Raw genomic sequence first — 23913 nt, 5'->3', positions numbered from 1 at the left:
ACCGCCGTGGCAGCTACGCCCAGGTTTCGCAACGACGCAGACGCAGCATCCGACCCCCACCCCGCCCCCGAGCCGGGCTCGGCGGACCGGAAACACCCGGTCGACGAGACGCTCCCCCCGCTGAAGATGTTCACCAGCGGCCTCCAGCACGTGGCCGCGATGTACGCGGGCGTGGTGGCCCCGCCGATGATCGTGGGGCCCGCCGTGGGCCTCGGCCCCAAGGAGACCGCCTTCCTGATGGGCGCGAGCCTGTTCACCGCGGGCATCGCCACCCTGCTCCAGACCCTCGGCTTCTGGCGGATCGGCGCCCGGCTGCCGTTCGTCAACGGGGTCTCGTTCGCCGGAGTCACCCCGATGGTGGCGATCGGCAAGGACCGCGGGCACGACGGCATCGCCGTCATCTTCGGCGCGATCATCGTCGCCAGCCTGCTCGGCTTCCTGCTCGCCCCGTACTTCTGCAAACTGGTCCGCTTCTTCCCGCCGGTGGTCACCGGCACCGTGATCACCCTCATCGGCGTCTCACTGCTTCCGGTCGCCTTCAACTGGTCCCAGGGCGGCAACGCCACGGCCGCCGACTACGGCTCCACCACCAACATCACCATGGCCGCGGTGACCCTGGTGATCGTCCTCGCGCTGCGCAAACTGCTGCGCGGATTCCTCCAGCAGATCGCCATCCTGCTCGGGCTGGTCGTCGGCACCCTGATCGCGATCCCGGTCGGCATCACCGACTTCGGAGCCATCAAGAACGCCGACCTGATCGGCTTCCCGACGCCGTTCCACTTCGGTGCCCCGCAGTTCGAGATCGCCGCGATCGTCTCGATGAGCATCGTGATGCTGGTCTGTATGACCGAGTCCACCGCGGACATGCTCGCGCTCGGCAGGATCGTCGGCCGGCCGGCCGACGAACGGACCATCGAGGGCGGACTGCGCGCCGACACCCTGGGAAGCGCCATCAGCCCGCTCTTCAACGGCTTCATGTGCAGCGCCTTCGCCCAGAACATCGGCCTGGTCGCGATGACGAAGGTCCGCAGCCGCTTCGTGGTGGCCGCGGGCGGCGGCATCCTGATCGTGCTCGGGCTGGTGCCCGTCGCGGCGTCCGTCATCGCGCTGGTCCCGCTGCCCGTCCTCGGCGGCGCGGGCATCGTGCTCTTCGGCTCGGTCGCCGCCAGCGGCATCCAGACCCTGGCCACCGCCGCGCTGGAGAAGGGCGAGAACGCGCTGATCGTGGCCGCTGCCGTGGGCATCGGCCTGATCCCGATCGCCGCGCCGGAGTTCTACCACTCGTTCCCGAAGGACCTGCTGGTCGTCCTGGACTCCGGGATCTCGACCGGCTGCGTGGTGGCGATCGTGCTCAACCTGGCCTTCAACCACCTCGGCAGGAAGCCGGAACCGGAACCCTCGGAACGGGAGCGGAGCCACACGGCCGCGGACCCGGTGGCCGCGCACTGATCGGGACGGCCCCGCCCGGCTTCCGGAACCGGGCCGGAGCGCGGTGCGGCGCGTACGGCGGCATCCCTCGGGAGCCGCCGTACGCGCCGCGGTCGTTCCGTCCGGTGCGTCAGCCGATGTGGTAGCTGTCGCCGTACACCTTCCAGTCCAGCGGCGGGTCCAGGTTCAGGTTGCCCTTCTTCAGGAAGACCCGCTGGGCGGTGTCCACCCGGCTGGTGTCCTCGTGGGCCTCCTCCTGCTTCATCGCCCAGACCCGGGCGTCGAGGAAGGCGTTGAGATACGTGGTCTCGTTGCCGCCCTGGGACGGGGGCTTCGCCTTCGCCAGGGCCCGCTTGCGGATGGCGCCGAAGCCGGTGCTGTCGTCGCCGTCACCGTGCATGACGATGGCGTCGTAGTACGCGAACTGGCCCAGCGTGCCGATGCCGTCGGCCTTGCCCTGCTTGACGGCCGGGTTGAAGTACACCCGGTCCCGCTCGTCGTCCTGGGCCTTCTTGAACGCCGAGTCGGAGGCGGCCTTCGCCCAGTCCTTGGTGAAGTTCGGGTCGAGACCGCTGTGCGAGGGGGTGCCGTTGACCTTCCGCAGCGCGGGGAGGTACTTCGCGAGGACGTTGTCCGGCTTGCGCTCGGTGTACAGCTCGACGAGGTCGAGCATGTCGCCCGTTCCGGAACAGAAGCCGATGATGCCGCCGGTGTAGCCGCGGTCGTCGTCGATGTCCTCGATGTACTTGTACTGGGACTTCCAGTTGAGGGAGGAGTTCTCGGCGCTGGAGACCAGTTGCATGGCGATCTCCTTCTTCGCCGGATCGTCCAGCCCGGTCGCGGCGGCGGCCCGGGGGGCCTCGGCCGCCGGGTGGGGGGCCGCCTGGTGGGTGAGGCCACCGGCGTAGGCGGTGACGGGAATGGCCGTGAGGGCCAGCCCGACCGCGATGACCGTGATGCGCACGGGGCGGTTGTTGCGACGTGCGGCGCGCTTATGGGGAGCGTGCACCAGTCCTCCAAAGGGAGTTCTTCGTTCCGACGGTCTGTTAGGAAGCTTTCCTATCAGAGTGGGGCGTGGCCGTACAGCCCTCCGGCACCGAGGAGTTGAGAAGTTCACCCGGAACGCGAGAGGCCCCGCATCGCGGAAGGCGCGATGCGGGGCCGGGGCGGACGGTGCGGCGGGGCCGCAGGTCCGCGGGGTGGACCGAGGGCGGGAAGCCTCAGCAGTCGAGGTAGGCCACGTGGATCCAGACGCCGGTGGGTCCGCCCCACAGGTCGCCCATGATCCAGTTGCCCTGCTGACCGCGGTAGTTCAGGTTCTGACCCCGGTTCACCGTCCCGAGGACCGGGTAGTCGGTGCCCGGTCCGCCGCGGAAGTTCACCCCGTTGTCGTTGACGGTGCAGACCGCCGCGGGCGCCTTCGCGGCCTGTGCGGTGGCGGGGCTCTGCGCGGCCTGGGCGGCGGGGCTCACCGCCAGCCCGAGACCGGCGGTCAGCACCATCGCCGCCAGCAGCATCTTCTTCATCATGTCGCTTTCTCCTCCGTATTCCGGCCCACGTCGGCGTGAGCCGTACACAGCCACAACGGAGCCGCCGACCGCCGGGTCACGGGTCCGGAGCGATCTACGGGCAGGAGCGAAAGCGCTGGTCATGTGCGGTGCGCACCGGCGTGCGCGGGTGGGTCGGACGCCTGCCGCGCACGCCGGGCGCGGGCCCGTGCGGGCCTGCTCCGGCGACCGCCGCCGGACGGGCGCCGGGGACGAGCCGTACGGCGGTCCCCGGGAGACGGCGGAACGGTCCGGCCCCGCGCGCCTGTAGCGTCATGGGTATGGAAGATCAGTCTGTAGTGGATGTCGGCGACGTACGGCTGGCGTACCGGACCTGGGGCGACCCCTTCGGCTCGCCCGTGGTCCTGCTGCACGGGCTCGGCGGCTCCGCCGCGAGCTGGGAGGCGGTCGGCGCCCTGCTCGGCGAGGAGTGGCGGGTGTACGCCCTGGACCTGCGCGGACACGGCGAGAGCGACTGGCCGGACGCGTACTCCTGCGAGCTGATGCGGGACGACGTCCTCGGCTTCCTGGACGAGTGCGAGCTCGACCGGGTCGGCCTGGTCGGCCACTCCATGGGCGGCGTCGTCGCCCATCTGCTCGCCCAGGAGCACCCGGACCGGGTGGAACGGCTGGTGCTCGTGGAGACCCCGCCGCCGTTCCCGGTCGAGCTGAGGGCCGCCGCCGAGCCGACGGGCCCCGTGGACCACGACCCGGCCGTGGTGGCACCCGTACGGGCCGAGGTGGCCGATCCCGACCCCGCGTGGGCGGCCGGTCTCGGTGAGATCGTCGCGCCCACACTGATGATCTCGGGCGGCCCGGAGTCCACCATGCCCCAGGGCAGGCTCCAGGACATGGCCTCGATGATCCCGGACTGCCGGCTGATCACGATCGGGGGCGGCCACCGGGTGCACGAGGTCCACCCCGACCAGGTCGCCCAGCAGATCACGGAGTTCTTCACCAGCTGAGGAGGCGGCGTCCGGGGGACCGGGGGACGGGCCGCCGGGTGTCCCCGGTGCGGGGCACCGGCCGCGCCGCCGGTCCGGCCCGGTGGCGCGGCCCCTGCCCGCGTGCATCGCGCGCGGGCGCCCTGCCCCGGCACACCCGCACCGGTCGGCAGCACTTCCGCGTGCGTCGCGCGCGGGCGCACCTCCCGTGCGCCCCGCTCAGTCGCCCGGCTCCCAGTCCGGGCGGCGGCCGCTCATCGCGACGGCCCGGTCGAGGAGGGGCGCGCCGTCCGGGACCGGGACCGGCGGACCGAAGACGCTGCTCCCCCGGGGCCGGCCGTCGCCCGGTGTCAGCATGTCCAGCACCAGGCGAAGAGTCGTTCCGTCCGCCTCGTACGCACGGCCGGTCGACCGGGCCAGGTCCCAGCCGTGGATCACCAGCTCGTCCAGGACGACCCGCAGCGCCACCTCGCCGGGCAGGTCCACGCCGCCCGCCCTCGTCATGCCCTGCCGTGCGGCCGGATCGCGCCAGGCCGTCACCAGCTCGTCCAGCAGGGGCGGCAGCGTTTCGCGCCAGTCGTCGGCGAGGACCGGAAGGCCCGCGCCGGGGGCCGTGTCGGTCATGGGGCCGAAGTTCTTGCGCGCCGCCTCGCGGAACGCCGCGCCGAGCCCGGCCACATGGGCGAGCAGCTCGCGCACCGTGTAGTCGGGGCAGGGCGTCGGGCCGTCCAGCCGTGCTTCGTCGATCCCGTCGAGCAGGGCGGCGATCCGCCGTGCCGCGGGCTCCAGGTCGACGGGGGGAGTGGGTGTGGTGTGCGTGTCCATACAGTGCCGACTCCTCCCGCTCCCCGAACTCATCGCTCACCGCACGACGCGTCCCCGGAGCACGATCCGGCTCGGGTGCCTCAGGGCGTCCGGGTCCAGGGCCGGGTCGGTCGGGTAGGCGACGACATCGGCGGGGGCGCCGTCCACGAGGCCCGGCAGACCGAGCCAGGCCCGTGCCGTCCAGGACGCGGCACCGAGTGCCGCATGGGCCGACAGGCCCGCCCGTACCAGCCACTCCATCTCGCCCGCGACCGTCCCGCAGGGGAAGGAGTCCGTCCCCGCCAGCACCGTCACCTTCGCCTCGTGGGCCGAGCGCACGGTGTCGAGCATGCTGTCCCAGCCGGCCAGCCACAGGTCACGGCGCGCGCTCGGTTCCCGTGCCCGCATCGCGTCCGCGCCGGCACCGAAGACGCTCAGCGTCGGCACGAGCGCGGTGCCCTGCGCGGCCATCCGGTCCAGCAGCGCCGGGTCGAGGTGCATGCCGTGTTCCAGGCTGTCGGCGCCCGCCAGTACGGCGTTGCGGCTGCCCTCGGCGGTCTGGCAGTGCACCGCCACCTTGCCGCCCACCGCGTGCACCGCCGTCACCACCGAGGTCAACAGCGCGAGCGGCAGGGCGGGTTCGTCGGCGGCCCAGTCACCGATGACCTTGCACCATCCCGACGACGCGAGCGCCTCCTCCACGGCCGCCCCCACCAGCTCGTCCTCGCTCACATCGCGTCCCGAGCCGGGGAAGAACCGGCCGGGGGTGGCGAGCCACCGCCCCGCCGACGTGACACGCGGCAGCTCCGGGTCCTTCGCCACCCACGCGGGCATCCGCCGCACGGTGCCGGGGGTGCGCACCGCGAGCACCCCGGCGTCCCGGTGCTCGGCCAACTGCCGCCGCAGCAAGGACTCGTCGAACGGCGAGCCCGGCTCCAGGGCGCCCGGATGCGTGTGCACATCGACGAGACCGGGCAGCAGCCAGCCGCCGTCGACGATCGTCTCCGCGTCCCGCCCGGCCGTCCCGCCTGGCGGGGGTCCCGCGCGGAGCACTTCGCCGTCGATCCAGAACGTACGCTCCTCGCGCTCGGGGAGCACGACACCTCGCATGCACAGCATCCGCAGACCGTATGCCACCCCCAAGACCCGCCGTCGGCCGACCGGGGCACGGGGCCGTGCCGGGATGCGCCGGACCGTCGCACACATCGGCATATTGCGGAAGGTTCCGCTCCACCCCCTTGTCGGCGACCCCCGCACCATGCGATACAGGTCTGGACCATTGCTGCCGGATGGAAGGCACGACCGTGCAACGCCCCCACGCAACCGCCGCGTCGGCCTGCTCCGCCGCCCTGCTCCTCGCCGCGCTCACCGCCTGCGACTCCGCTCCGGAGGCCGATACGCACAAGCCGTCCGTGCCGGGTCATGTGACGGCGCAGGCGAGCAGCGCCACGTCCGTGCACGTGATGTGGGAGCGGTCCACCGACGACCGGGCGGTCACCGGCTACGAGATCTACCGCCAGGGGAAGCGGGTCCGGTCCGTCCCGGCGGCCAAGGTGATGATCGACGTGAGCGGGCTGACCGCCTCCACCGCCTACAGCTTCACCGTCCGCGCCCGCGACGCGGCGGGCAACCTCTCCGCGCCGAGCGCCGCCGCGGACGTCACCACGCCCGCCCCGACCCCCGCCGACCACGAGGCCCCGACCCGCCCGGTGCGGCTGCGCGGCACGGTGGACGGCAGCCGGGCGGTGAACCTCTCCTGGGGCGGCTCGACGGACGACATCGGCGTCACGTCGTACGACATCTACCAGGAGGACTCCCGGATCCACAGCGTGCCCGGCACGCAGACCACGGCACATCTGACCGGACTGCGCCCGGGAACCGTCTACACCTTCACCGTCCGCGCCCGCGACGCGGCCGACACCTCCTCGCCGGACAGCAACGCCATCGATCTCACCACCCGCTCCGCGCCGGGCGCGCCGGCGAGCACCGCCCCCACCGATCTGCGGATCCGCAACCGGGCCCAGGGCAAGGAGTACGCCATCGACCTGGACTGGAAGCAGCCCGAGACGGGCGGCGAGATCCCCGCGTACCAGCTCTTCATCGGCGGCCGGCTGACCACCACGATCGTCTGGGGCGCCACCCCGCCCGCGGGCCGGGCGAGTTACCGCCTCACCGTCAGTGATCCGCGGGGCACCCGCTACTCGATGAAGATCCGCGCCAAGCTGCCCGACGGGAAGTGGGGCGACTTCTCGGCCCAGCGGACGGTCGTCCTCGGCGACTGACGGATCCGGCGGAGCGGGGCGGGGGCGACCCGGCGCCGGGCCGTCCGTGGGCGAGGAAGGGCGCGGGGCCGGGGCGGCAGACTTTGCGTGCGATTGGTCTGTACCTATTGACGAGTTGGTCCAGACCTCTTAGGTTCCCGTGTGCTCCATGGCACCACGGAATCCCGCTCCCCCTCAGGACCGCCTCACCGGTCCCTGCCCCAAGGGAGAAATCCATGTTCGAGCACATGACCTTCAGACGGAGAACGGCGACCGCGCTCCTCGCCGTTCTCGGGCTGCTCCTCGCACTGCTTTCCCTCCAGGCCGCGCCCGCCCACGCGGCGGGCAAGCTGACGGCCACCTTCACCTCGGCCGACAACGGGTCGTGGTGGAAGGGGACCTACGTCCTGCACAACGACACCGACACCGCCGTGACCGGCTGGAGCCTCGAATTCGACCTGCCGTCCGGGGTCGCGATCGACACCTCCTACAACGGCACGGTCACCACCCAGGGCAGTCACATCACGGCGGTGAACGCCCACTACAACGGGACCGTCGCCGCACACGCCACCAGCGAGCCGTACAGCTTCTGGTTCGTCGCGACCGGGCCCATCACGGCACCGACGGGCTGCCGGATCAACGGCGACAAGTGCGACGGCTCCGCGGACGCGCCCCCGGGCGTTCCCACCGGGCTGAAGCAGACCGACGTCACCGCCCGCACCGCGTCGCTGTCCTGGACGGCGGCCACGGCCGGCGACTTCCCCGTGGCGTCGTACGACATCCTGGCGGGCGGCAAGGTGGTGGGCTCGGCCACCGCCACGACCTCCGCCACCGTCACCGGCCTGACCCCGGCCACCGCCTACTCCTTCACGGTCCGGGCCAAGGACACCCGGGGCAACACCTCCGCCGAGAGCGCCCCGCTGGCCGTCACCACCGTCGACCCGGCCACCGACACCTCCCCGCCCACCGCGCCCGGCGCACTGCACGCCACGGCGACCGACTCCTCGTCCGTCACCCTGGCCTGGACCGCCGCCACGGACAACCAGCGCGTCGCCGCGTACGACATCTACCGGGACGGGGCGCTCGCCACCACGGTCTCGGGCACCACGACCACCGCCACCATCGGCGGCCTCTCGCCCTCGACCTCCTACACCTTCACCGTCAAGGCCCGTGACGCGGCGGACAACGCCTCCCCGGCCGGGAACGCGCTCACGGTGAAGACCGACGACATCGTCGGTGCGGGCAACTACGCCAAGGTCGGCTACTTCGTCCAGTGGGGCATCTACGGCCGCCAGTACTTCGTCAAGAACCTCCACGACTCGGGTGCCGCCGACAAGCTCGACATCGTCAACTACGCCTTCGCCAACATCGACCCCAACAACCTCACCTGCCTGAACGGTGTCACCAAGGGGACCACCGCCGACCCGGAGGACCCCGAGCAGGGCACCGGCGCCGGGGACGCGGACGCCGACTACGCGCGCCCCTTCAGCGCAGCCCAGTCCGTCGACGGGGTCGCGGACGACGGCTGGGGCACCCTGCGCGGAAACTTCAACCAGCTGAAGAAGCTCAAGAAGCTGCACCCGAACCTCAAGATCGTGGTCTCGCTCGGCGGCTGGACGTACTCGAAGTACTTCTCCGACGTGGCGGCCACCGACGCCTCCCGCAAGAAGTTCGTCTCCTCCTGCATCGACATGTACATCAAGGGCAACCTCCCCGCGTACAACGGCGCGGGCGGACCCGGCACGGCCGCCGGGATCTTCGACGGCTTCGACGTCGACTGGGAGTGGCCGGGCACGGGCACCGGGCACCCCGGCAACCACTACTCGCCCGACGACAAGGACAACCTGACCCTGCTGCTCGCCGAGTTCCGCAAGCAGATGGACGCCCTCGGCGGCGGCCACCGCCTCCTCACCGCCTTCACCCCCGCCGACCCGCAGAAGATCGGCGACGGCTGGGACCTGGCCAAGGTCTTCGACTCCCTCGACGTCGCGAACGTCCAGGGCTACGACTTCCACGGCTCCGGCAGCGACAACTCCTGGGAGCCGAACCGCACCGGCCACCAGGCCAACCTCTACACGGACGACCAGGACCCCTACGACTTCCACTTCAGCGCCGACACCGCCATCAAGGCGTACACCGACGCGGGCGTCGAGCCCCGCAAGCTGACCCTCGGCATCCCGTTCTACGGCCGCGGCTGGCAGAACGTCACGGACGGCGGGGCCGCCGGTGAATGGCAGAGCGCGGGCGGCGCCGCTCCCGGCCAGTTCGCCGAGGAGGCCGGGACCCGCGGCTACGCCAACCTCATCGGCGCGTACCCGACGATGACGGTCCACCACGACGAACAGTCGGTGTCGACGTACGGCTACACCGGCAACCAGTGGTGGTCCTTCGACGACACCTGGTCCATCGGCAAGAAGACCGCCTATGTGAAGTCCAAGGGGCTGCTGGGCGTCATGGTCTGGGAGATGTCCGGGGACACCCCGCAGGGGACCCTGCTCAACGCGCTCGACACCGGGCTGAAGTAGCCGGAGCCGTACCGCCGTACCACCGGTCCGCGCGCCCGCAGGGGCCGCGCGGACCGGCCACGGGGCATCCGGGGTCAGAACCCCCTCAGCGCGCCTTCCGCCGAGACCAGGCAGCGCTCCGCGAGCGCGGCGGGCCCTTCCGGTCCCGTCGCCGGGGCGTCGCCGGCCGCCCAGGTCTCGACCGCAGCCCGCACGGCCGCGCCGGCGACCCCGGCCAGCAGCCGGATCTCCAGCGAGCCCGCCCCGTCCGGGAGTCCGGCGCGCGCCGCGAGGACCACGGCCAGGGTGGCGTCCGCGTCGTGGCACGCGTCGTTCCACACCGACTGGAGGGCCGGGCTGTCCGCCGCCATCCTCAGCAGCGAGCGCACCCACTCCAGCGACTCCGAGGCCGCCGTGTCGCCCGGCTCCGGACCCAGCGCACGCGCCGCCGCGTGCCGCAGCGCCTCAGGCACCGGCAGGGCGGCCGGGGCGTCCCGGACCGCCTCCACCCACTGCCGCGCCCCCACGGAGAGCAGCGGGGTGATGGCCTCCTCCTTGGTCGCGAAGTAGCGGTAGAAGGTGCGCGGGGCGACGCCCGCGGCGCGCGCGATGTCCTCGGCGCGCGTGGTGCGCAGACCGTGTTCCACGAAGAGCGCCGCCGCGGTACGGGCGATATCCAGTCGGGTGGCGGCCTTGCGCCGCTCCGTCAACGAGCCACCTTGCATGCGGATCAGGTTATGCCCTGGAGTCGCCGCAGTCGGAAGGCAGTTATTGCCCATGTGGCAGAATCTGCCAGAAGTGCATGTGTTGGGCTAGCAAGAGGTGGCAAGAGCGGTGCGTCGGCGGCAATTCCTTCTTCAGACGGCCGGCCTCGCCGGCGCCACGGCCGCGCTGGGGCTCACCGGCTGCTCGACGGGCAAGGACGTGAAGCTCCACCTGCTCGTGGCCAGTTACGACAAGAGCATCGGCGCTTCGCTCGGCGACCAGTGGGACGATGTCGTCGCCGCTTTCGAGAAGCAGCACGCCGGGATCGGGATCGAGCTGGAGCGGGTCTCCTACACCAAGATCGACAAGGTGCTGGCCCAGCGGGTCGAGGAGGGCCGGGCGCCCGACATCGCGCAGTCGAACGTCTTCGCGCCCTACGCCGAGGACGGCCGTCTCCACGACATGAGCCAGCTGTTCGACATCGCCACCCAGGCCGACTTCATCCGCTCCTTCACCGACGCGGGCACGGTCGACGACGCCACCTACGGCATCCCTTTCCTGGCCAGTACGCCCCGGCTCTTCTACAACAAGGAGCTCTTCCGGCGGGCCCGCGTCAGCGGCGCCCCCACCTCGTGGGACGAACTGCGGTCCGCCGCGCGGGCGCTGAAGGCGATCGGTGTGAAGACGCCCTACGGCCTCCAGCTCGGCCCCGAGGCGGCCGAGGACGAGGCCCTGTCCTGGTTCCTCGCGGCCGGCGGCGGCTACACGGGGGAGCTCGGGCAGTACGACTTCATGAAGCCGGAGAATGCCGAGGCCCTGGCCTGGCTGCGGGACGAGCTGGTCGCCGGGGGGCTGGCCGGCGCCGACCCCGCCAAGCTCGACCGGACCGACGCGTACACCCAGTTCCTGCGGGGCGAGATCGGCATGATGATCGCCCACCCCATGCTGATGGGCGCGGCCGACCAGGCCAAACTCCCTTACGCGCACGCCGCGTTCCCCAAGAAGGACGGCGGGGCCGCCCCTCCGGTGGGGATCAGCGACTGGCTGATGGCGTTCCGGCGCAACGACCACCGCAAGGAGTGCGGCGCCTTCCTCTCGTTCCTCTACAGCGGGAAGTCCGCCCTGACCTACGGCGGCAGCCAGTCCGCGCTGCCGGTGACGTACTCCGCCTCCGACGCGGCGACCGGGAAACCCGCCGAACAGCCGCTCTCGCCCTTCATCGAGCAGTTGTCGAACGCCCAGTTCGCCCCGGTCAACATGCGTTCCTGGCCCGCCGTCCGGGGCACGATCCGCACCGACATGAGCCAGGCCGTGATGAAGAACGGCGACCCCCGGTCCGTGCTCACCTCGCTCGACGAGTCGGCCGTCAAGGCGGACATGGAGGCGGCGACCTCCTGAGGACCGCACGCCTCCGCCCCGGCGCTGTGCGGTGCCGGGGCGGAGGCGTGTCGGTTCCGGTGGTGCGGGGCTCAGCCCAGCCGCTCGTACGCCGGCAGCGTCAGGAAGTCCGCGTAGTCCTGGTCCAGGGAGACCTGGAGCAGGAGGTCGTGGGCCTGCTGCCACTTGCCCGCGGCGAAGGCCGCTTCGCCGGTCTCGGCGCGGATCGCGGCCAGTTCCTCGGCCGCGACCTCGCGGGCCAGCTCCGCCGTGGCGTGCTCGCCGTTCTCGAAGACCACGTCCGCGTTGATCCACTGCCAGATCTGCGAACGGGAGATCTCCGCGGTGGCCGCGTCCTCCATCAGGTTGAAGATGGCGACGGCGCCCATGCCGCGCAGCCAGGCCTCGATGTAGCGGATGCCGACCGCGACGGCGTTGCGCAGGCCCTCGTAGGTGGGCCTGGCGTCCAGGGTGTCGATGGCGATCAGGTCACCGGCGGCCACCGAGACGTCCTCGCGCAGCCGCTCCTTCTGGTTCGGCTTCTCGCCGAGGACCGCGTCGAAGGAGGCCATGGCGATCGGGACCAGGTCCGGGTGGGCGACCCAGGAGCCGTCGAAGCCGTCGTGCGCCTCGCGGTCCTTGTCGGCCTTGACCTTCTCGAAGGCGACCTTGTTGACCTCGGCGTCGCGGCGGGAGGGGATGAAGGCCGCCATGCCGCCGATGGCGTGCGCGCCGCGCTTGTGGCAGGTCCGGACGAGGAGTTCGGTGTACGCGCGCATGAACGGGGCGGTCATCGTCACCGCGTTGCGGTCCGGCAGCACGAACTTGGCGCCGCCGTCGCGGAAGTTCTTGACGATGGAGAAGAGGTAGTCCCAGCGTCCCGCGTTCAGCCCGGAGGCGTGGTCGCGGAGTTCGTAGAGGATCTCCTCCATCTCGTACGCCGCGGTGATCGTCTCGATCAGGACGGTCGCGCGGACCGTGCCCCGGGGGATGCCGACGTAGTCCTGGGCGAAGACGAAGATGTCGTTCCAGAGGCGGGCCTCCAGGTGCGACTCCGTCTTCGGGAGGTAGAAGTACGGGCCCTTGCCGAGATCGATGAGGCGCTGGGCGTTGTGGAAGAAGTAGAGGCCGAAGTCGACCAGCGCGCCGGGCACCGGGGTGCCGTCGAGCTGGAGGTGGCGCTCGTTCAGATGCCAGCCGCGCGGGCGGGTGACGACCGTGGCGAGCTGGTCGGCGGGCTTCAGGGCGTACGACTTGCCGGACGCCGGGTCGGTGAAGTCGATGGAGCGGGTGTACGCGTCGATCAGGTTGAGCTGGCCGAGGACGACGTTCTCCCAGGTGGGGGCGGAGGCGTCCTCGAAGTCGGCGAGCCAGACCCTGGCGCCCGAGTTCAGGGCGTTGATGGTCATCTTGCGGTCGGTCGGACCGGTGATCTCCACCCGGCGGTCGTTCAGCGCGGCCGGGGCCGGGGCGACCTTCCAGGAGTCGTCCGCGCGGATCGCCGCCGTCTCGGGCAGGAAGTCCAGCGTGGACGTACGGGCGATCTCGGCCCGGCGCTCGCCGCGGCGGGCGAGCAGCTCGTCGCGGCGGGGCGTGAACCGCCGGTGCAGCTCGGCCACGAACGCGAGGGCCGCGTCGGTCAGGACCTCCTCCTGCCGGGGCAGGGGCTCGGCATCGACGATGGCCAGCGGGGACGGCGCTGGTGCGGACATGAGCTGTCACTCCTTCAGCGGGCGGTGCGGGCGGCGTCTCACGGCCGCCGGGTCGCCTGAAATGGCACGGCGTGCCAGGGCTCCGGGATACGGGCGTGGAAGCCGTCCGAGGTGCAGAGGGCTTCTGACCAGTGGATAGTAGTTTCCTCATGGTGGAAGTTCAATGGTTTGTTGATGTCGAGATTCTCCGGGTCGACAGAAATGGGGCCGTGCCGGCGCGGCGTGCCGGCACGGTCACCCGAGGTGCTTCAGGTCCTCCACCGTGTCGATGTCGTACGCCTGAGCCACATCGGAACACTCGACGAGCGTGATCGCATCGCGGTGCGCCCGCAGATAGCCGCGGGCCCCCTGGTCGCCCACCGCCCCCGCCGCGATCTCCGCCCACAGACCGGCCCCGAACAGCACCGGGTGGCCGCGCTCCCCGCCGTACGCGGCGGCCGCGATCCCCGACCGGGAGCGGTACGCCGAACGCACCCGGGCCACCGCGTCCGCGCCGATGCCCGGCTGGTCGACCAGCAGGACGAGCGCCGCGTCCGCCCCGGTACCGGCCAGCGCCGCGAGCCCCGCGCGCAGCGAGGAGCCCATGCCCTCCGTCCACCCGGGGTTGACGGTCACCTCGCAGCCGCCGAGATCGGCGCGGGCCCGGACCTCGTCCGCGGCGGCGCCCAGGACGACGTGGACCGGATCGCAGCCGCCGTCCCGCAGGACCCGTACCGCGTGCTCGACCAGGGGCCGGCCGTGGTGTCCGAGCAGGGCCTTGGGGCGTCCGCCGAGCCGCCGTCCGCCGCCCGCGGCGAGCAGGAGTCCGGCGATCCGGGGGGCTGGTGTCATGGGAGTCATGCGGTCTGGATACCCCAACAGCCCCCGGCGGCGCACCCTTCGCGCATGCAAGCGCGGGCGGGCGCCGGCGGACGCCACGTCCACCGGACGACATGCGGATCACCCGTACGGGACCCCTCGAATTCCGTCCGCGGAGTGGCGCTCGGTACCTGTCATGGCGTTAACTTGCGCGCACGCCCGGATACTTGACCACGCTGTGGGGACCGGTCGGAACACTGGCACATGGATGTGCGAGGGGGAGTGCTTTGTTGCGAAGCGTGGGGCAGACGCGGGTGACCGGCAGCGGTGAGGATCCGCGGGTGACCGAACTGCGTACGGCGGTCTCCCGGCTCCGCCGTGAGCTGGCGGGGCATCCCGGCGAATTCCCGGACCGGGCAATCGCCGAGGACGAACTGGCCGCGCTGGACGCGATGGCGGTCGGTGGTGTGCCCGAGATTCCCCGGCTGCGCCGTTCGCTGCTGCTGATCGCCGGGGCCATCGGCTCGGTGAGCGCCCTGGCCTCCGCGCTCAGGGACGTACGGGTCGCCGTCGACCTCTTCGGTGAGCCGCCGCGCGGCTGACCGGCCGTGCGGCCGGGGCGTGCGGCGAAAGCCCCGTCCGCCCGGCGGAGCCCGGCAGGCGGGACTCTCTGTACACGCGCCGGATCAGCGGCGGATGAGCCTGCGGGCCGTCGCCGCCGCGACCGCCGAGGTGCGGGAGTCCACGCCCAGCTTGGCGTAGATGTGCACCAGATGGGACTTGACCGTCGCCTGGCTGAGGAAGAGCCGCTTGCTGATCTGCAGGTTCGACAGCCCCTCGCCCACCAGTTGCAGGACCTCCAGCTCGCGCTTGGTCAGCGCCTGGGCGGGCGTCCGCATGCGGTCCATCAGCCGGTGGGCCACGGCCGGGGCGAGCGCCGAGCGGCCCGCCGCGGCGGTGCGCACCGCCGCCGCCAGCTCCTCCGGCGGGGCGTCCTTGAGCAGATATCCGGCGGCGCCCGCCTCGACCGCCGCCAGGATGTCGGCGTCCGAGTCGTAGGTCGTGAGGATCAGCACGCGGGGCGCGTCCGGCCGGGCCGTGATCGCCGCGGTGGCCTGCGACCCGTGCATCCCCGCGCCGAACTGGAGGTCCATGAGGACCACGTCGAAGCCGCCCGCCGCGGCGAGTTCGACGGCCCGCTCGGCGGTGGCCGCCTCGGCGACCACCCGGAAGCCGGGCTCGGAGTCGAGGACGGCGCGCAGCCCGGCCCGTACCACCGGGTGGTCGTCGGCGAGCAGCAGCCTGATGGGAGCGGTGGGGGCGGTCATGCGGCGTCCTGTCCTGTCCGGCCGTCGGGGATCGGGAGCGGAAGGGTCAGCGCGACGGCGGTGCCCTGCCCGGGGGCCGACTCGACGCTGAGCGTGCCGCCCAGCGAACGGGCCCGCGCCCGCATCGCCGGCAGTCCGAAGCCCCCGCTGTCGCGGTCCGAGGCGAGCGGGCCGGGGCCCGGGACGAAGCCCCGGCCGTCGTCCACGACGTCCAGCGACACCGAGGTGTCCATGAAGCTGAGGGTGATCTCCGCGCGCCGGGCCCCGGCGTGCCGCACCGTGTTGGCCAGCGCCGACTGGGCGGTGCGCAGCAGCGCCACCTCGTACGGGGTGGGCAGCTCCACCGGTGTGCCGCTCACCGCGCACTGCACCGTGAGCCCGGGGCCGGTCGTGCGGGACGAGAGGCGTTCCAGCGCGGCCGCGAGGGAGCCGTTCTCCAGGTCGGGCGGCGACAGGGCGCGGACGAAGCGGCGGGCCTCGGCGAGATTGTCCTGGGCGGCCTCGCGGGCCCGGCGCACATGTGCGGTGGCGGGGTCGCCGGCGGGCAGGGTCCGTTCGGCGGCGCGCAGCAGCAGCTGGATGCTGGACAGGCCCTGGGCGAGGGTGTCGTGGATCTCCCGGGCCAGTCGCTCGCGTTCGGCGAGGGTGCCCGCGGTGCGTTCCGCCTCGGCCAGCTCCGCCCGGGTCGACATCAGCTCCTCGATGAGCTCGCGGCGCCGCTCGCTCTCCCGGAACAGCGCCTCGTATCCCAGGACCGTCGCGACCGCGACCGCCGCCCCGAGCAGCGGCCCGATGAAGGTGCCCGGATTGACGGCCTGGCCGTGCAGCACGAAACCGGCGATGGCGGCGAGAGCGGTGGCGGCGACGGCCGGCAGGGCCCAGCGCGTGGGCAGCAGATGGAGCTGGAGGAAGTAGAGCGGGAAGGCCACCCAGAGACTGTCCGGGGACAGGGCGAGCAGCGCCAGCCACACGGCCCCCAGCGCGGTCAGCCAGAGCGCGGCCGGGCGGGTGCGCGGCCGCACGGCGGGGGCGAGCGCGCCCGCCGCGTACAGGGCGGCCATCAGACCGGCGACCACCACGACGGCGGTCGCGTGCGGCGCGCCGTCGCCGACGGCCCGGACCGCCGTGAGGGCGAGCAGCCCGGTCAGCAGCGCGTGCAGACAGAGCCGCAGCGCGGTGGTGACCGGGGGGTGGGCGCGGGGATCCATGATTCGTCCAGCGTAGACGCGGGGCCCCGGAGGCCGGTCAATCGAAAGGTTGATGTCGGGCCCCACCGCCGAGCGATGTCTCCCGGCGCCCGCACGGCGAGGCTGGGGCCATGTTCGTCGCATGGAGAGATCTCCGGTTCGCCAAGGGCCGGTTCGCGCTCATGGGCACGGTCGTGGTGCTGATCACGCTGCTCGTGGGCCTGTTGTCCGGACTCACCGCCGGTCTGGCCCGGGAGAACACCTCGGCCGTCACCGGGCTGGACGCCGACCACCTGGCGTTCGCCGCCCCGCCCGACGGCCGCTCGGTGTCCTTCACCGACTCGTCCGTCGAGGAGGAGGCCTGGCGGAGCTGGGCGCGGCGGCCCGGGGTGAGCGGTGCGGAGCCGCTCGGCATCCGGACGCTCGAAGCCGAGGCCGTCCGGGGCGGGCGCACCGCCGCGGTCTCCGCGTTCGGGGTGGAACCGGACGGGGGCCTGGCGCCCGCCGATGGCGCGCGGGTCGGACCGGGCAGGGCGGTGCTCTCCGAGCAGGCCGCCGAGGAGCTGGCCGCCGGCGCCGGCGACCGGCTGAGGATCGGTGGCACCGAGGTCACCGTCGCGGCCGTCGCGGGGAACGCCTCCTACAGCCACACGCCCGTCGTGTGGACCTCGCTCGACGACTGGCAGCGGTTCGGGGGCGCGGGCGGGGACCGGGTCCGGCACGCCACGGTGATCGCCCTGACCACCACCGCCGGGGCCGATCTCGCCGCGGGCGACCGGGCGGCCGGGACCAGCACGCTCTCCCTCGACGGCTCCCTCACCGCCATCGGCTCCTACCAGGCCGAGAACGGCTCGCTCCAGCTGATGCGCGGTTTCCTCTTCGCCATCTCCGCCCTGGTCATCGGCGCCTTCTTCACCGTCTGGACGATCCAGCGCAGCGGCGACGTCGCCGTGCTGAAGGCACTGGGCGCCTCCACCCGCTATCTGCTGCGCGACGCGCTCGGGCAGGCCGTCGTGATGCTCGCCGCCGGTACGGGCCTGGGCACCGCGCTCGCCTCCGGGATCGGCGCCCTGATCAGCGGCGGGGCCGTGCCCTTCGTCCTCGACGCGGCGACCGTCCTGGTCCCCGCCGCCGTCATGATCGTCCTCGGTGCCCTCGGGGCGGCCCTGTCCATCCGGCGGATCACCGCCGTCGACCCGCTCACCGCACTCGGGAGTGCCCGATGACCCTCACCCTCGCCGATGTCACCCTCACCTACCCCGACGGCGACGGCCGCCTCACCGCCCTGGACCGGATCTCGCTGGACGTGCCCGCGGGGACCCTCACCGCGGTCGTGGGACCGTCCGGTTCCGGCAAGTCCAGCCTGCTCGCGGTGGCCGCGACGCTGGTCACCCCGGACGAGGGCCGGGTGGTCGTCGCCGGTACGCGGACCGAGGGCCTGAACCGCGCGGACCAGGCGAAGCTGCGCCGGGAGCGCATCGGCATCGTCTTCCAGCAGCCCAGTCTGCTGCCCTCGCTGACGGCGGCCGAGCAGCTCCAGGTGATGGCCCATCTCTCCGGCGGTGCGGTACGCGCGTCCCGCGGCCGGGCGCTGGAGCTCCTGGACGCGGTGGGCCTGGCGGACCGGGCCGGACACAGGCCGCACCAGCTGTCGGGCGGGCAGCGGCAGCGGATCAACATCGCGCGGGCCCTGATGAACGACCCGGCGGTGCTGCTGGTCGACGAGCCGACCAGCGCCCTCGACCACGAGCGGGGCGCGGCGGTGCTGGATCTGCTGATCGCGCTGACCCGGTCGAGGTCGACGGCGACGGTGCTGGTCACGCACGACCGGACCCATCTGGACCGGGCGGACCGCACGGTCCGGATGGACGACGGCCGTCTGACGGTGCCCGAACCGGTCTGAGGCGGGGGAGAGCGGGACGGGGAAGGCGGGAGGGGGCGGACGGCCGGTGCCGTCCGCCCCCTCCCGGTGCCGTCTCAGCCGGTGGAGCCGCTGCTCGCCAGCGCGTCGGAGAGCTCCTTCGCGGCCTGCTGGAGGATCGGTACGATCCGCTCCGTCGCGGCGTCCGTCACCCGGCCCGCCGGACCGGAGATCGAGATCGCGGCCGAGGTGGGGGAGTCCGGGACGGAGACCGCCAGGCAGCGGACCCCGATCTCCTGCTCGTTGTCGTCGACCGCGTAGCCGAGCCGGCGGACCTGTTCCAGCGCGTCGAGGAAGCCGTCGGGGGTGGTGATCGTCTTCTCGGTGGCGGCGGGCATCCCGGTACGGGCGAGCAGGGCGCGCACCTCGTCCGGCGGCGTGTGCGCCAGCAGCGCCTTGCCGACACCCGTGGAGTGCGGGAGCACCCGGCGGCCCACCTCGGTGAACATCCGCATCGAGTGCTTGGACGGCACCTGCGCCACGTACACGATCTCGTCGCCGTCGAGCAGCGCCATGTTCGCGGTCTCGCCGGTCTCCTCGACCAGACGGGCCAGATAGGGGCGGGCCCAGGTGCCCAGGAGCCGGGAGGCGGACTCGCCGAGCCGGATCAGCCGGGGGCCCAGCGCGTAGCGCCGGTTGGGCTGCTGGCGGACGTACCCGCAGAGCACCAGGGTGCGCATCAGGCGGTGGATGGTCGGCAGCGGGAGCCCGCTGCTCGCGGAGAGTTCGCTCAGTCCGACCTCGCCCCCCGCGTCCGCCATCCGCTCCAGCAGATCGAAGGCGCGCTCAAGGGACTGCACACCACCGCTGGAGGCGGCGGGCTTGGAGTCGGATGTGCTGGCGTGGGACGGCGGCACGTCAACGGTCCTTTCGAGGCGGAAGAGCGGGTGCCCCGCCCGGCGAGGCACCCCGCAGCCTACCGGGCGGTTCCCGATCGGCCCACTGCTCCGGGTGCGGCGTCCTGGCCGGTCAGAGCCCGTTTGTCCGGGTGTCGGCCTGGGGCGGGGCGGTTACGCGGGGCGGTACTGGTCCCATGTTACGTTCCGCTCTCCGAAATGTGACTTTTACTTTGTGGAATTCTCCAGTTGTGGGTGCGGGGCGGCCGACGGGCCGCGCGGCGAGGGGGCGGGGTCTTGACGGCCCGGGATCCCGAGTGAAGACTCCTTCAACAGTTCGTTGAATTCCTCAGCGTGCGAAGGTCCGAAGTGAGGAGCACGGGTGTCCGGTGCGGACGTGAAGCTGGTACTGCGCTCGACGCGTGTCGTCACCCCGGACGGGACGCGCCCCGCAGCGGTCGCCGTCGCCGACGGGAGCATCGACGCCGTCCTGCCGTACGACACCGGGGTGCCGCCCGGCGCCCGGCTGGAGGACTTCGGCGACGACGTCCTGCTGCCCGGACTCGTCGATACGCATGTCCATGTGAACGACCCGGGCCGCACCGAGTGGGAGGGCTTCTTCACCGCCACCCGCGCGGCGGCGGCGGGCGGCATCACCACCCTGCTCGACATGCCCCTCAACTCCCTCCCGCCGACCACCACCGTCGGCCATCTGCGCACCAAGCAGCGGGTGGCCGCCCCCAAGGCACACATCGACACCGGCTTCTGGGGCGGCGCGATCCCGTCCAACGTCAAGGACCTGCGACCGCTGCACGAGGCGGGGGTCTTCGGCTTCAAGTGCTTCCTGTCGCCCTCCGGCGTCGACGAGTTCCCGGAGCTCGACCAGGAGCAGCTGGCCCGGTCCATGGCGGAGATCGCCGGTTTCGGCGGTCTGCTGATCGTGCACGCCGAGGACCCGCGCCATCTGGCCGCCGCCCCGCAGCGCAGCGGGCCCGCCTACGCCGACTTCCTCGCCTCCCGGCCGCGCGACGCCGAGAACACCGCGATCGAGGGCCTGATCGCGCATGCCCGACGGCTCGACGCCCGCGTCCACGTGCTGCACCTGTCCTCCAGCGACGCACTGCCGATGATCGCCGCAGCCCGGCGCGACGGCGTGCGGATCACCGTCGAGTCCTGCCCGCACTTCCTCACCCTGACCGCCGAGGAGGTCCCGGACGGCGCCACGGAGTTCAAGTGCTGCCCGCCGATCCGTGAGGCCGCCAACCAGGACGCGCTCTGGGAGGGGCTGGCCGACGGCACGATCGACTGCATCGTCTCCGACCACTCCCCGTGCACCACCGAACTGAAGACCCCGGACTTCGCCTCCGCCTGGGGCGGCATCTCCTCCCTCCAGCTGGGACTGCCCGCCATCTGGACCGAGGCCCGCAGGCGCGGCCACTCGCTCGACGACGTCGCCCGCTGGATGTCGGCCGCCCCCGCCCGGCTGGCCGGGCTGAGCCGCAAGGGAGCCATCGAGGCCGGACGCGACGCGGACTTCGCGGTCCTCGCCCCCGACGAGACGTTCACCGTCGACCCCGCCGAGCTCTTCCACCGCAACCAGGTCACCGCGTACGCCGGCCGGACCCTGCACGGCGTCGTGAGGTCGACCTGGCTGCGCGGCGAACGCATCGCGGCCGACGGCGCCGTCGCCGGACCCACCGGACGGCTCCTCGAAAGGAACCACTGACCATGACCGAGCGCTTCACCGGTGACGCGAACCCTTACGGCGGTGGCGATCCGTACGCCGACTACCGCACCGCGGACTTCCCCTTCACCGCGCTCGTCGACCTCGCCGACCGCCGGCTCGGCGCGGGGGTGATCGCCGCCAACGACGAGTTCTTCGCCGAGCGCGAGAATCTGCTGCGGCCGGAGCCCGCCGAGTTCGACCCCGAGCGCTTCGGCCACAAGGGCAAGATCATGGACGGCTGGGAGACCCGGCGCCGGCGCGGCACGGGCGCGGACGATCCGCACCCGGCGGACGAGGACCACGACTGGGCGCTGGTACGGCTCGGCGCCCCCGGAATCGTGCACGGAATCGTCGTCGACACCGCCCACTTCCGCGGCAACCACCCGCAGGCGGTCTCCGTCGAGGCGGCCTGCGTGCCCGGCTCCCCCTCGCCCGGGGAACTCCTCGCCCCCGGGACCGAGTGGACGACCCTCGTCCCCCGCACGGCGGTCGGCGGGCACGCCGCCAACGGCTTCACGGTCGAGAACGGGCGGCGCTTCACCCATCTGCGGGTCAACCAGCACCCCGACGGCGGGATAGCCCGCCTCCGGGTGTACGGCGAGGTCGTTCCCGACCCCGGATGGCTGGCCGCCCTCGGCACCTTCGACCTGGTCGCCCTGGAGAACGGCGGCACGGTGGAGGACGCGTCCGACCGCTTCTACTCCCCGGCCACCCACACCATCCTGCCCGGCCGCTCCCGGAAGATGGACGACGGCTGGGAGACCCGGCGCCGGCGCGACAAGGGCAACGACTGGATCCGCTACCGGCTCGTCGAGCAGGCGGAGATCCGCGCCGTCGGGATCGACACCGCCTGCCTCAAGGGCAACTCGGCGGGCTGGGCGAGCCTCGCTGCCCGCGACGGCCGGAGCGGCGAGTGGACCGAGGTGCTGCCCCGGACCCGGTTGCAGCCCGACACCGACCACCGCTTCGTCCTGCCGGAGCCGGTCCGGGCCACGCACATCCGGATCGACATCTTCCCGGACGGGGGGATCTCCCGGCTCCGGCTCTTCGGCTCACCGACGGAGGAGGGCGCCGCCCGGCTGGCGGCCCGCCACCGCGAGCTGGGCGGCTGAGAACCCGGACCGCACGCGCCCGCACGCCGGCCCCGGCCCGCACGCCGGCCCCGGCCCGGACGTCTCGTCCGGGCCGGGGCCGACGTCATCGGGGTGTGCCCGATGAATCCGCATCCAGGGGCATATGGGACCCTGATCGCATGATCTTCATCGCCGTCAAGTTCACCGTACGCAGCGAAGAGCGCGACAACTGGCTCCCGGCCGTCGAACCCTTCACCCTCGCCACCCGGCAGGAGCCGGGCAACGTCTTCTTCGAGTGGTCGTACAGCGTCGAGAACCCGGACCAGTTCGTCCTGCTGGAGGCCTTCGCCTCCCCCGAGGCCGGTGCGGCCCACGTGAAGTCCGAGCACTTCGCCTCGGCCATGGACCTGATGGCGGACCTCGTCGCCGAGACCCCGGAGATCATCAACGTCGAGGTACCGGGCGAGGGCTGGTCCCGGATGGCGGAGGTCACCCCGCGCTCGCGGTGACCCGCACTCCGCCGGGGCCGGGCGGAGGCGGGCGGGGCCGGTCCGGTCAGGCCGCGTGGCCGCCGTCCACCGTCACCTCCGTACCGGTGATGAACGCCGCCTCGGCACCGGCCAGGTAGGCGATCAGCGAGGCCACTTCGTCCGCCGTGCCGAACCGGTCCAGGGCGGTCGCCGAGCGCTGACCGGCGGCGAACGGGCCGTCGGCCGGGTTGAGGTCCGTGTCGACCGGTCCTGGCTGCACCAGGTTGACCGTGATGCCGCGCGGCCCGAGTTCCCGGGCGAGCGGCTTGGTGAGACCGGCCAGCGCGGACTTGCTCATCGCGTAGAGCGTGGAACCGGTACCGCCCGTGTACCGGCTCAGGGCCGTACCGACACAGACGATCCGGCCACCGTCCTCCAGCACCTCCGCCGCCGCCCGGCAGGCCAGGAACACCGCCCGCACATTGACCGCGAGCACCCGGTCCACCTCCGCGGGGGTGAGGGCGCCGATGGGCCCGAGCACCCCGATGCCCGCGTTGTTGACGAGGATGTCCAGCCGGCCGAGCGCGTCCGCGGCGCCGCTCACGGCCGCCGGTGCCGCCTCGGGGTCGGCGGCGTCCACGCGCAGGGCGATCCCGCGCCGTCCGTAGGAGCGGATCTCCTCGACGACCGCCTTCGCGGCCGCCTCGTCCCGGACATACGTCAGGGCGACATCGACACCCTCCCGGGCGAGCCGCAGCGCGGTCGCGGCGCCGATGCCACGGCTGCCTCCGGTCACGAGCGCGGTCCGGACCTCGGCGGCGGTGATGCTGGTCATCATTGATTCCTTGCAGGTCGCAGGTGGTGTGTCCGTCGTTGTTCGACACGGACAAGGAAAGTCCTTCCGCCCCGCCGGTACCGGCGGGAATCGGACGTGGACGGGGTGCTTGGCGTGGGGTGGCGCCTGGTGCGGTGCGCGTTCCCGCGGGTGGGCCTCCGGGTTTCTCCGCGTCGTTCCGACGGCGGAGGGCCGGGGGAACCGGTCGGGCGTCCCGCCCCACCGCGCCCACGCCCGCCCTGCCGCGCCCGGCCGACCGGCCTGCCTGCCGCGCCCACCGCGCCCACGCCTGCCCTGCCGCGCCCGGCCGACCGGCCTGCTCTGCCGCGCCCGGCCCACCGGCCCGCCTGCCGCGCCCGGGGCCTACCGGCCTGCTCCGCGCGCCCGGCCCATCGGCCTGCCCTGCCGCGCCCGGGGCCTACCGGCCTGCTCCGCGCGCCCGGCTCACCGGCCTGCC

At 72.7% G+C, this 23913-nt stretch carries 22 protein-coding genes; 11 read left to right on the top strand and 11 right to left on the bottom strand.

The annotated features are described in order from the left end of the window. Nucleotides 1-6 precede the first annotated feature (6 nt). Nucleotides 7-1449, top strand: a complete 1443-nt coding sequence (locus ACFVFH_RS30785; RefSeq protein WP_383774631.1) for a nucleobase:cation symporter-2 family protein — start codon at nucleotides 7-9, stop codon at nucleotides 1447-1449. 109 nt (nucleotides 1450-1558) lie between these two features. Here ACFVFH_RS30785 and ACFVFH_RS30780 read toward each other — a convergent pair whose 3' ends face one another. Both ACFVFH_RS30780 and ACFVFH_RS30775 read right to left on the bottom strand, forming a co-directional pair. Further along, complete coding sequence (locus tag ACFVFH_RS30780) at nucleotides 1559-2437, bottom strand: chitosanase (RefSeq protein WP_383774629.1); 879 nt, start codon at nucleotides 2435-2437, stop codon at nucleotides 1559-1561. A gap of 211 nt (nucleotides 2438-2648) precedes the next feature. Beyond that, on the bottom strand, nucleotides 2649-2957 hold the full coding sequence (locus tag ACFVFH_RS30775) for an SH3 domain-containing protein (RefSeq protein WP_383774626.1): 309 nt from the start codon (nucleotides 2955-2957) through the stop codon (nucleotides 2649-2651). A gap of 299 nt (nucleotides 2958-3256) precedes the next feature. On the opposite strand from ACFVFH_RS30775, the gene ACFVFH_RS30770 reads away from it, so the two are divergent. Next, complete coding sequence (locus ACFVFH_RS30770; RefSeq protein ID WP_383774623.1) at nucleotides 3257-3940, top strand: alpha/beta fold hydrolase; 684 nt, start codon at nucleotides 3257-3259, stop codon at nucleotides 3938-3940. A 198-nt stretch (nucleotides 3941-4138) separates the two neighbouring features. Here the strand turns inward: ACFVFH_RS30770 and ACFVFH_RS30765 are convergent, their stop codons facing one another. Continuing rightward, entirely contained in the window at nucleotides 4139-4744 is a 606-nt protein-coding gene (locus ACFVFH_RS30765; RefSeq protein WP_383774620.1) for a TIGR03086 family metal-binding protein, read from the bottom strand. A gap of 36 nt (nucleotides 4745-4780) precedes the next feature. Then, on the bottom strand, nucleotides 4781-5842 hold the full coding sequence (locus ACFVFH_RS30760) for an amidohydrolase family protein (protein WP_383774618.1): 1062 nt from the start codon (nucleotides 5840-5842) through the stop codon (nucleotides 4781-4783). Between the two features lie 170 nt (nucleotides 5843-6012). Here ACFVFH_RS30760 and ACFVFH_RS30755 point away from each other — a divergent pair, with 170 nt between their 5' ends. Both ACFVFH_RS30755 and ACFVFH_RS30750 read left to right on the top strand, forming a co-directional pair. Beyond that, a complete protein-coding gene (locus ACFVFH_RS30755; RefSeq protein ID WP_383774615.1) occupies nucleotides 6013-7005 on the top strand; it encodes a fibronectin type III domain-containing protein in 993 nt (330 codons plus the stop codon). A 215-nt stretch (nucleotides 7006-7220) separates the two neighbouring features. Continuing rightward, the gene (locus ACFVFH_RS30750; protein WP_383774613.1) at nucleotides 7221-9509 is read left to right on the top strand and encodes a glycosyl hydrolase family 18 protein; all 2289 of its coding nucleotides are present in this window, start codon (nucleotides 7221-7223) and stop codon (nucleotides 9507-9509) included. A gap of 74 nt (nucleotides 9510-9583) precedes the next feature. Here the strand turns inward: ACFVFH_RS30750 and ACFVFH_RS30745 are convergent, their stop codons facing one another. Then, nucleotides 9584-10213 carry a TetR/AcrR family transcriptional regulator gene (locus ACFVFH_RS30745; RefSeq protein WP_383774611.1) on the bottom strand — a complete coding sequence of 210 codons (630 nt, stop codon included), beginning with the start codon at nucleotides 10211-10213 and terminating at the stop codon, nucleotides 9584-9586. Nucleotides 10214-10322: 109 nt separating this feature from the next. Between ACFVFH_RS30745 and ACFVFH_RS30740 the strand changes: the two genes are divergently transcribed. After that, on the top strand, nucleotides 10323-11591 hold the full coding sequence (locus ACFVFH_RS30740; protein ID WP_383774609.1) for an extracellular solute-binding protein: 1269 nt from the start codon (nucleotides 10323-10325) through the stop codon (nucleotides 11589-11591). 71 nt (nucleotides 11592-11662) lie between these two features. Here the strand turns inward: ACFVFH_RS30740 and aceB are convergent, their stop codons facing one another. Then, entirely contained in the window at nucleotides 11663-13282 is a 1620-nt protein-coding gene (gene aceB / locus ACFVFH_RS30735) for a malate synthase A (protein WP_383774607.1), read from the bottom strand. Nucleotides 13283-13516: 234 nt separating this feature from the next. Beyond that, a complete protein-coding gene (locus tag ACFVFH_RS30730; protein WP_383774604.1) occupies nucleotides 13517-14113 on the bottom strand; it encodes an NTP transferase domain-containing protein in 597 nt (198 codons plus the stop codon). A gap of 266 nt (nucleotides 14114-14379) precedes the next feature. On the opposite strand from ACFVFH_RS30730, the gene ACFVFH_RS30725 reads away from it, so the two are divergent. Next, nucleotides 14380-14682, top strand: coding sequence for a DUF5955 family protein (locus tag ACFVFH_RS30725; protein ID WP_383774601.1), 303 nt, complete (start codon nucleotides 14380-14382; stop codon nucleotides 14680-14682). An 84-nt stretch (nucleotides 14683-14766) separates the two neighbouring features. Here ACFVFH_RS30725 and ACFVFH_RS30720 read toward each other — a convergent pair whose 3' ends face one another. Continuing rightward, complete coding sequence (locus ACFVFH_RS30720; RefSeq protein ID WP_383774598.1) at nucleotides 14767-15408, bottom strand: response regulator; 642 nt, start codon at nucleotides 15406-15408, stop codon at nucleotides 14767-14769. After that, nucleotides 15405-16616, bottom strand: coding sequence for a sensor histidine kinase (locus ACFVFH_RS30715; protein ID WP_383774595.1), 1212 nt, complete (start codon nucleotides 16614-16616; stop codon nucleotides 15405-15407). The genes ACFVFH_RS30720 and ACFVFH_RS30715 overlap by 4 nt, the downstream gene beginning before the upstream one ends. A 110-nt stretch (nucleotides 16617-16726) precedes the next feature. Between ACFVFH_RS30715 and ACFVFH_RS30710 the strand changes: the two genes are divergently transcribed. Continuing rightward, entirely contained in the window at nucleotides 16727-17821 is a 1095-nt protein-coding gene (locus ACFVFH_RS30710) for an ABC transporter permease (protein ID WP_383774592.1), read from the top strand. Further along, the gene (locus tag ACFVFH_RS30705; RefSeq protein ID WP_383774590.1) at nucleotides 17818-18498 is read left to right on the top strand and encodes an ABC transporter ATP-binding protein; all 681 of its coding nucleotides are present in this window, start codon (nucleotides 17818-17820) and stop codon (nucleotides 18496-18498) included. The genes ACFVFH_RS30710 and ACFVFH_RS30705 overlap by 4 nt, the downstream gene beginning before the upstream one ends. Before the next feature lie 74 nt (nucleotides 18499-18572). On the opposite strand, the gene ACFVFH_RS30700 is transcribed toward ACFVFH_RS30705, so the two are convergent. Then, on the bottom strand, nucleotides 18573-19373 hold the full coding sequence (locus ACFVFH_RS30700) for an IclR family transcriptional regulator (protein WP_383774587.1): 801 nt from the start codon (nucleotides 19371-19373) through the stop codon (nucleotides 18573-18575). 361 nt (nucleotides 19374-19734) lie between these two features. Between ACFVFH_RS30700 and allB the strand changes: the two genes are divergently transcribed. From allB to ACFVFH_RS30685, 3 genes are all read left to right on the top strand, one after another. After that, on the top strand, nucleotides 19735-21078 hold the full coding sequence (allB, locus tag ACFVFH_RS30695; RefSeq protein ID WP_383774585.1) for an allantoinase AllB: 1344 nt from the start codon (nucleotides 19735-19737) through the stop codon (nucleotides 21076-21078). After that, on the top strand, nucleotides 21075-22190 hold the full coding sequence (gene alc / locus ACFVFH_RS30690) for an allantoicase (protein ID WP_383774820.1): 1116 nt from the start codon (nucleotides 21075-21077) through the stop codon (nucleotides 22188-22190). Before allB ends, alc begins: the two co-directional genes overlap by 4 nt. Before the next feature lie 140 nt (nucleotides 22191-22330). Further along, complete coding sequence (locus ACFVFH_RS30685) at nucleotides 22331-22660, top strand: putative quinol monooxygenase (RefSeq protein WP_093541877.1); 330 nt, start codon at nucleotides 22331-22333, stop codon at nucleotides 22658-22660. A gap of 46 nt (nucleotides 22661-22706) precedes the next feature. On the opposite strand, the gene ACFVFH_RS30680 is transcribed toward ACFVFH_RS30685, so the two are convergent. Then, nucleotides 22707-23456 carry an SDR family NAD(P)-dependent oxidoreductase gene (locus tag ACFVFH_RS30680; RefSeq protein ID WP_383774583.1) on the bottom strand — a complete coding sequence of 250 codons (750 nt, stop codon included), beginning with the start codon at nucleotides 23454-23456 and terminating at the stop codon, nucleotides 22707-22709. Nucleotides 23457-23913 lie beyond the last annotated feature (457 nt).

The sequence above is a fragment of the Streptomyces sp. NPDC057697 genome (assembly GCF_042799335.1).
In the GTDB taxonomy this organism is placed as follows: domain Bacteria; phylum Actinomycetota; class Actinomycetes; order Streptomycetales; family Streptomycetaceae; genus Streptomyces.
Note: the sequence above shows the minus strand (reverse complement) of the source record. Positions and strands in the feature narration are given on the sequence as shown.

Bases quoted from the DNA above. Each gene is read 5' to 3' on its own strand.
- ACFVFH_RS30775 (WP_383774626.1), bottom strand. From the start codon at position 2,957: ATGATGAAGAAGATGCTGCTGGCGGCGATGGTGCTGACCGCCGGTCTC.
- ACFVFH_RS30770 (WP_383774623.1), top strand. From the start codon at position 3,257: ATGGAAGATCAGTCTGTAGTGGATGTCGGCGACGTACGGCTGGCGTAC.
- ACFVFH_RS30765 (WP_383774620.1), bottom strand. From the start codon at position 4,744: ATGGACACGCACACCACACCCACTCCCCCCGTCGACCTGGAGCCCGCG.
- ACFVFH_RS30760 (WP_383774618.1), bottom strand. From the start codon at position 5,842: ATGCTGTGCATGCGAGGTGTCGTGCTCCCCGAGCGCGAGGAGCGTACG.
- ACFVFH_RS30755 (WP_383774615.1), top strand. From the start codon at position 6,013: ATGGAAGGCACGACCGTGCAACGCCCCCACGCAACCGCCGCGTCGGCC.
- ACFVFH_RS30750 (WP_383774613.1), top strand. From the start codon at position 7,221: ATGTTCGAGCACATGACCTTCAGACGGAGAACGGCGACCGCGCTCCTC.
- ACFVFH_RS30745 (WP_383774611.1), bottom strand. From the start codon at position 10,213: ATGCAAGGTGGCTCGTTGACGGAGCGGCGCAAGGCCGCCACCCGACTG.
- aceB (WP_383774607.1), bottom strand. From the start codon at position 13,282: ATGTCCGCACCAGCGCCGTCCCCGCTGGCCATCGTCGATGCCGAGCCC.
- ACFVFH_RS30730 (WP_383774604.1), bottom strand. From the start codon at position 14,113: ATGACACCAGCCCCCCGGATCGCCGGACTCCTGCTCGCCGCGGGCGGC.
- ACFVFH_RS30720 (WP_383774598.1), bottom strand. From the start codon at position 15,408: ATGACCGCCCCCACCGCTCCCATCAGGCTGCTGCTCGCCGACGACCAC.
- ACFVFH_RS30715 (WP_383774595.1), bottom strand. From the start codon at position 16,616: ATGGATCCCCGCGCCCACCCCCCGGTCACCACCGCGCTGCGGCTCTGT.
- ACFVFH_RS30710 (WP_383774592.1), top strand. From the start codon at position 16,727: ATGTTCGTCGCATGGAGAGATCTCCGGTTCGCCAAGGGCCGGTTCGCG.
- ACFVFH_RS30705 (WP_383774590.1), top strand. From the start codon at position 17,818: ATGACCCTCACCCTCGCCGATGTCACCCTCACCTACCCCGACGGCGAC.
- ACFVFH_RS30685 (WP_093541877.1), top strand. From the start codon at position 22,331: ATGATCTTCATCGCCGTCAAGTTCACCGTACGCAGCGAAGAGCGCGAC.
- ACFVFH_RS30680 (WP_383774583.1), bottom strand. From the start codon at position 23,456: ATGACCAGCATCACCGCCGCCGAGGTCCGGACCGCGCTCGTGACCGGA.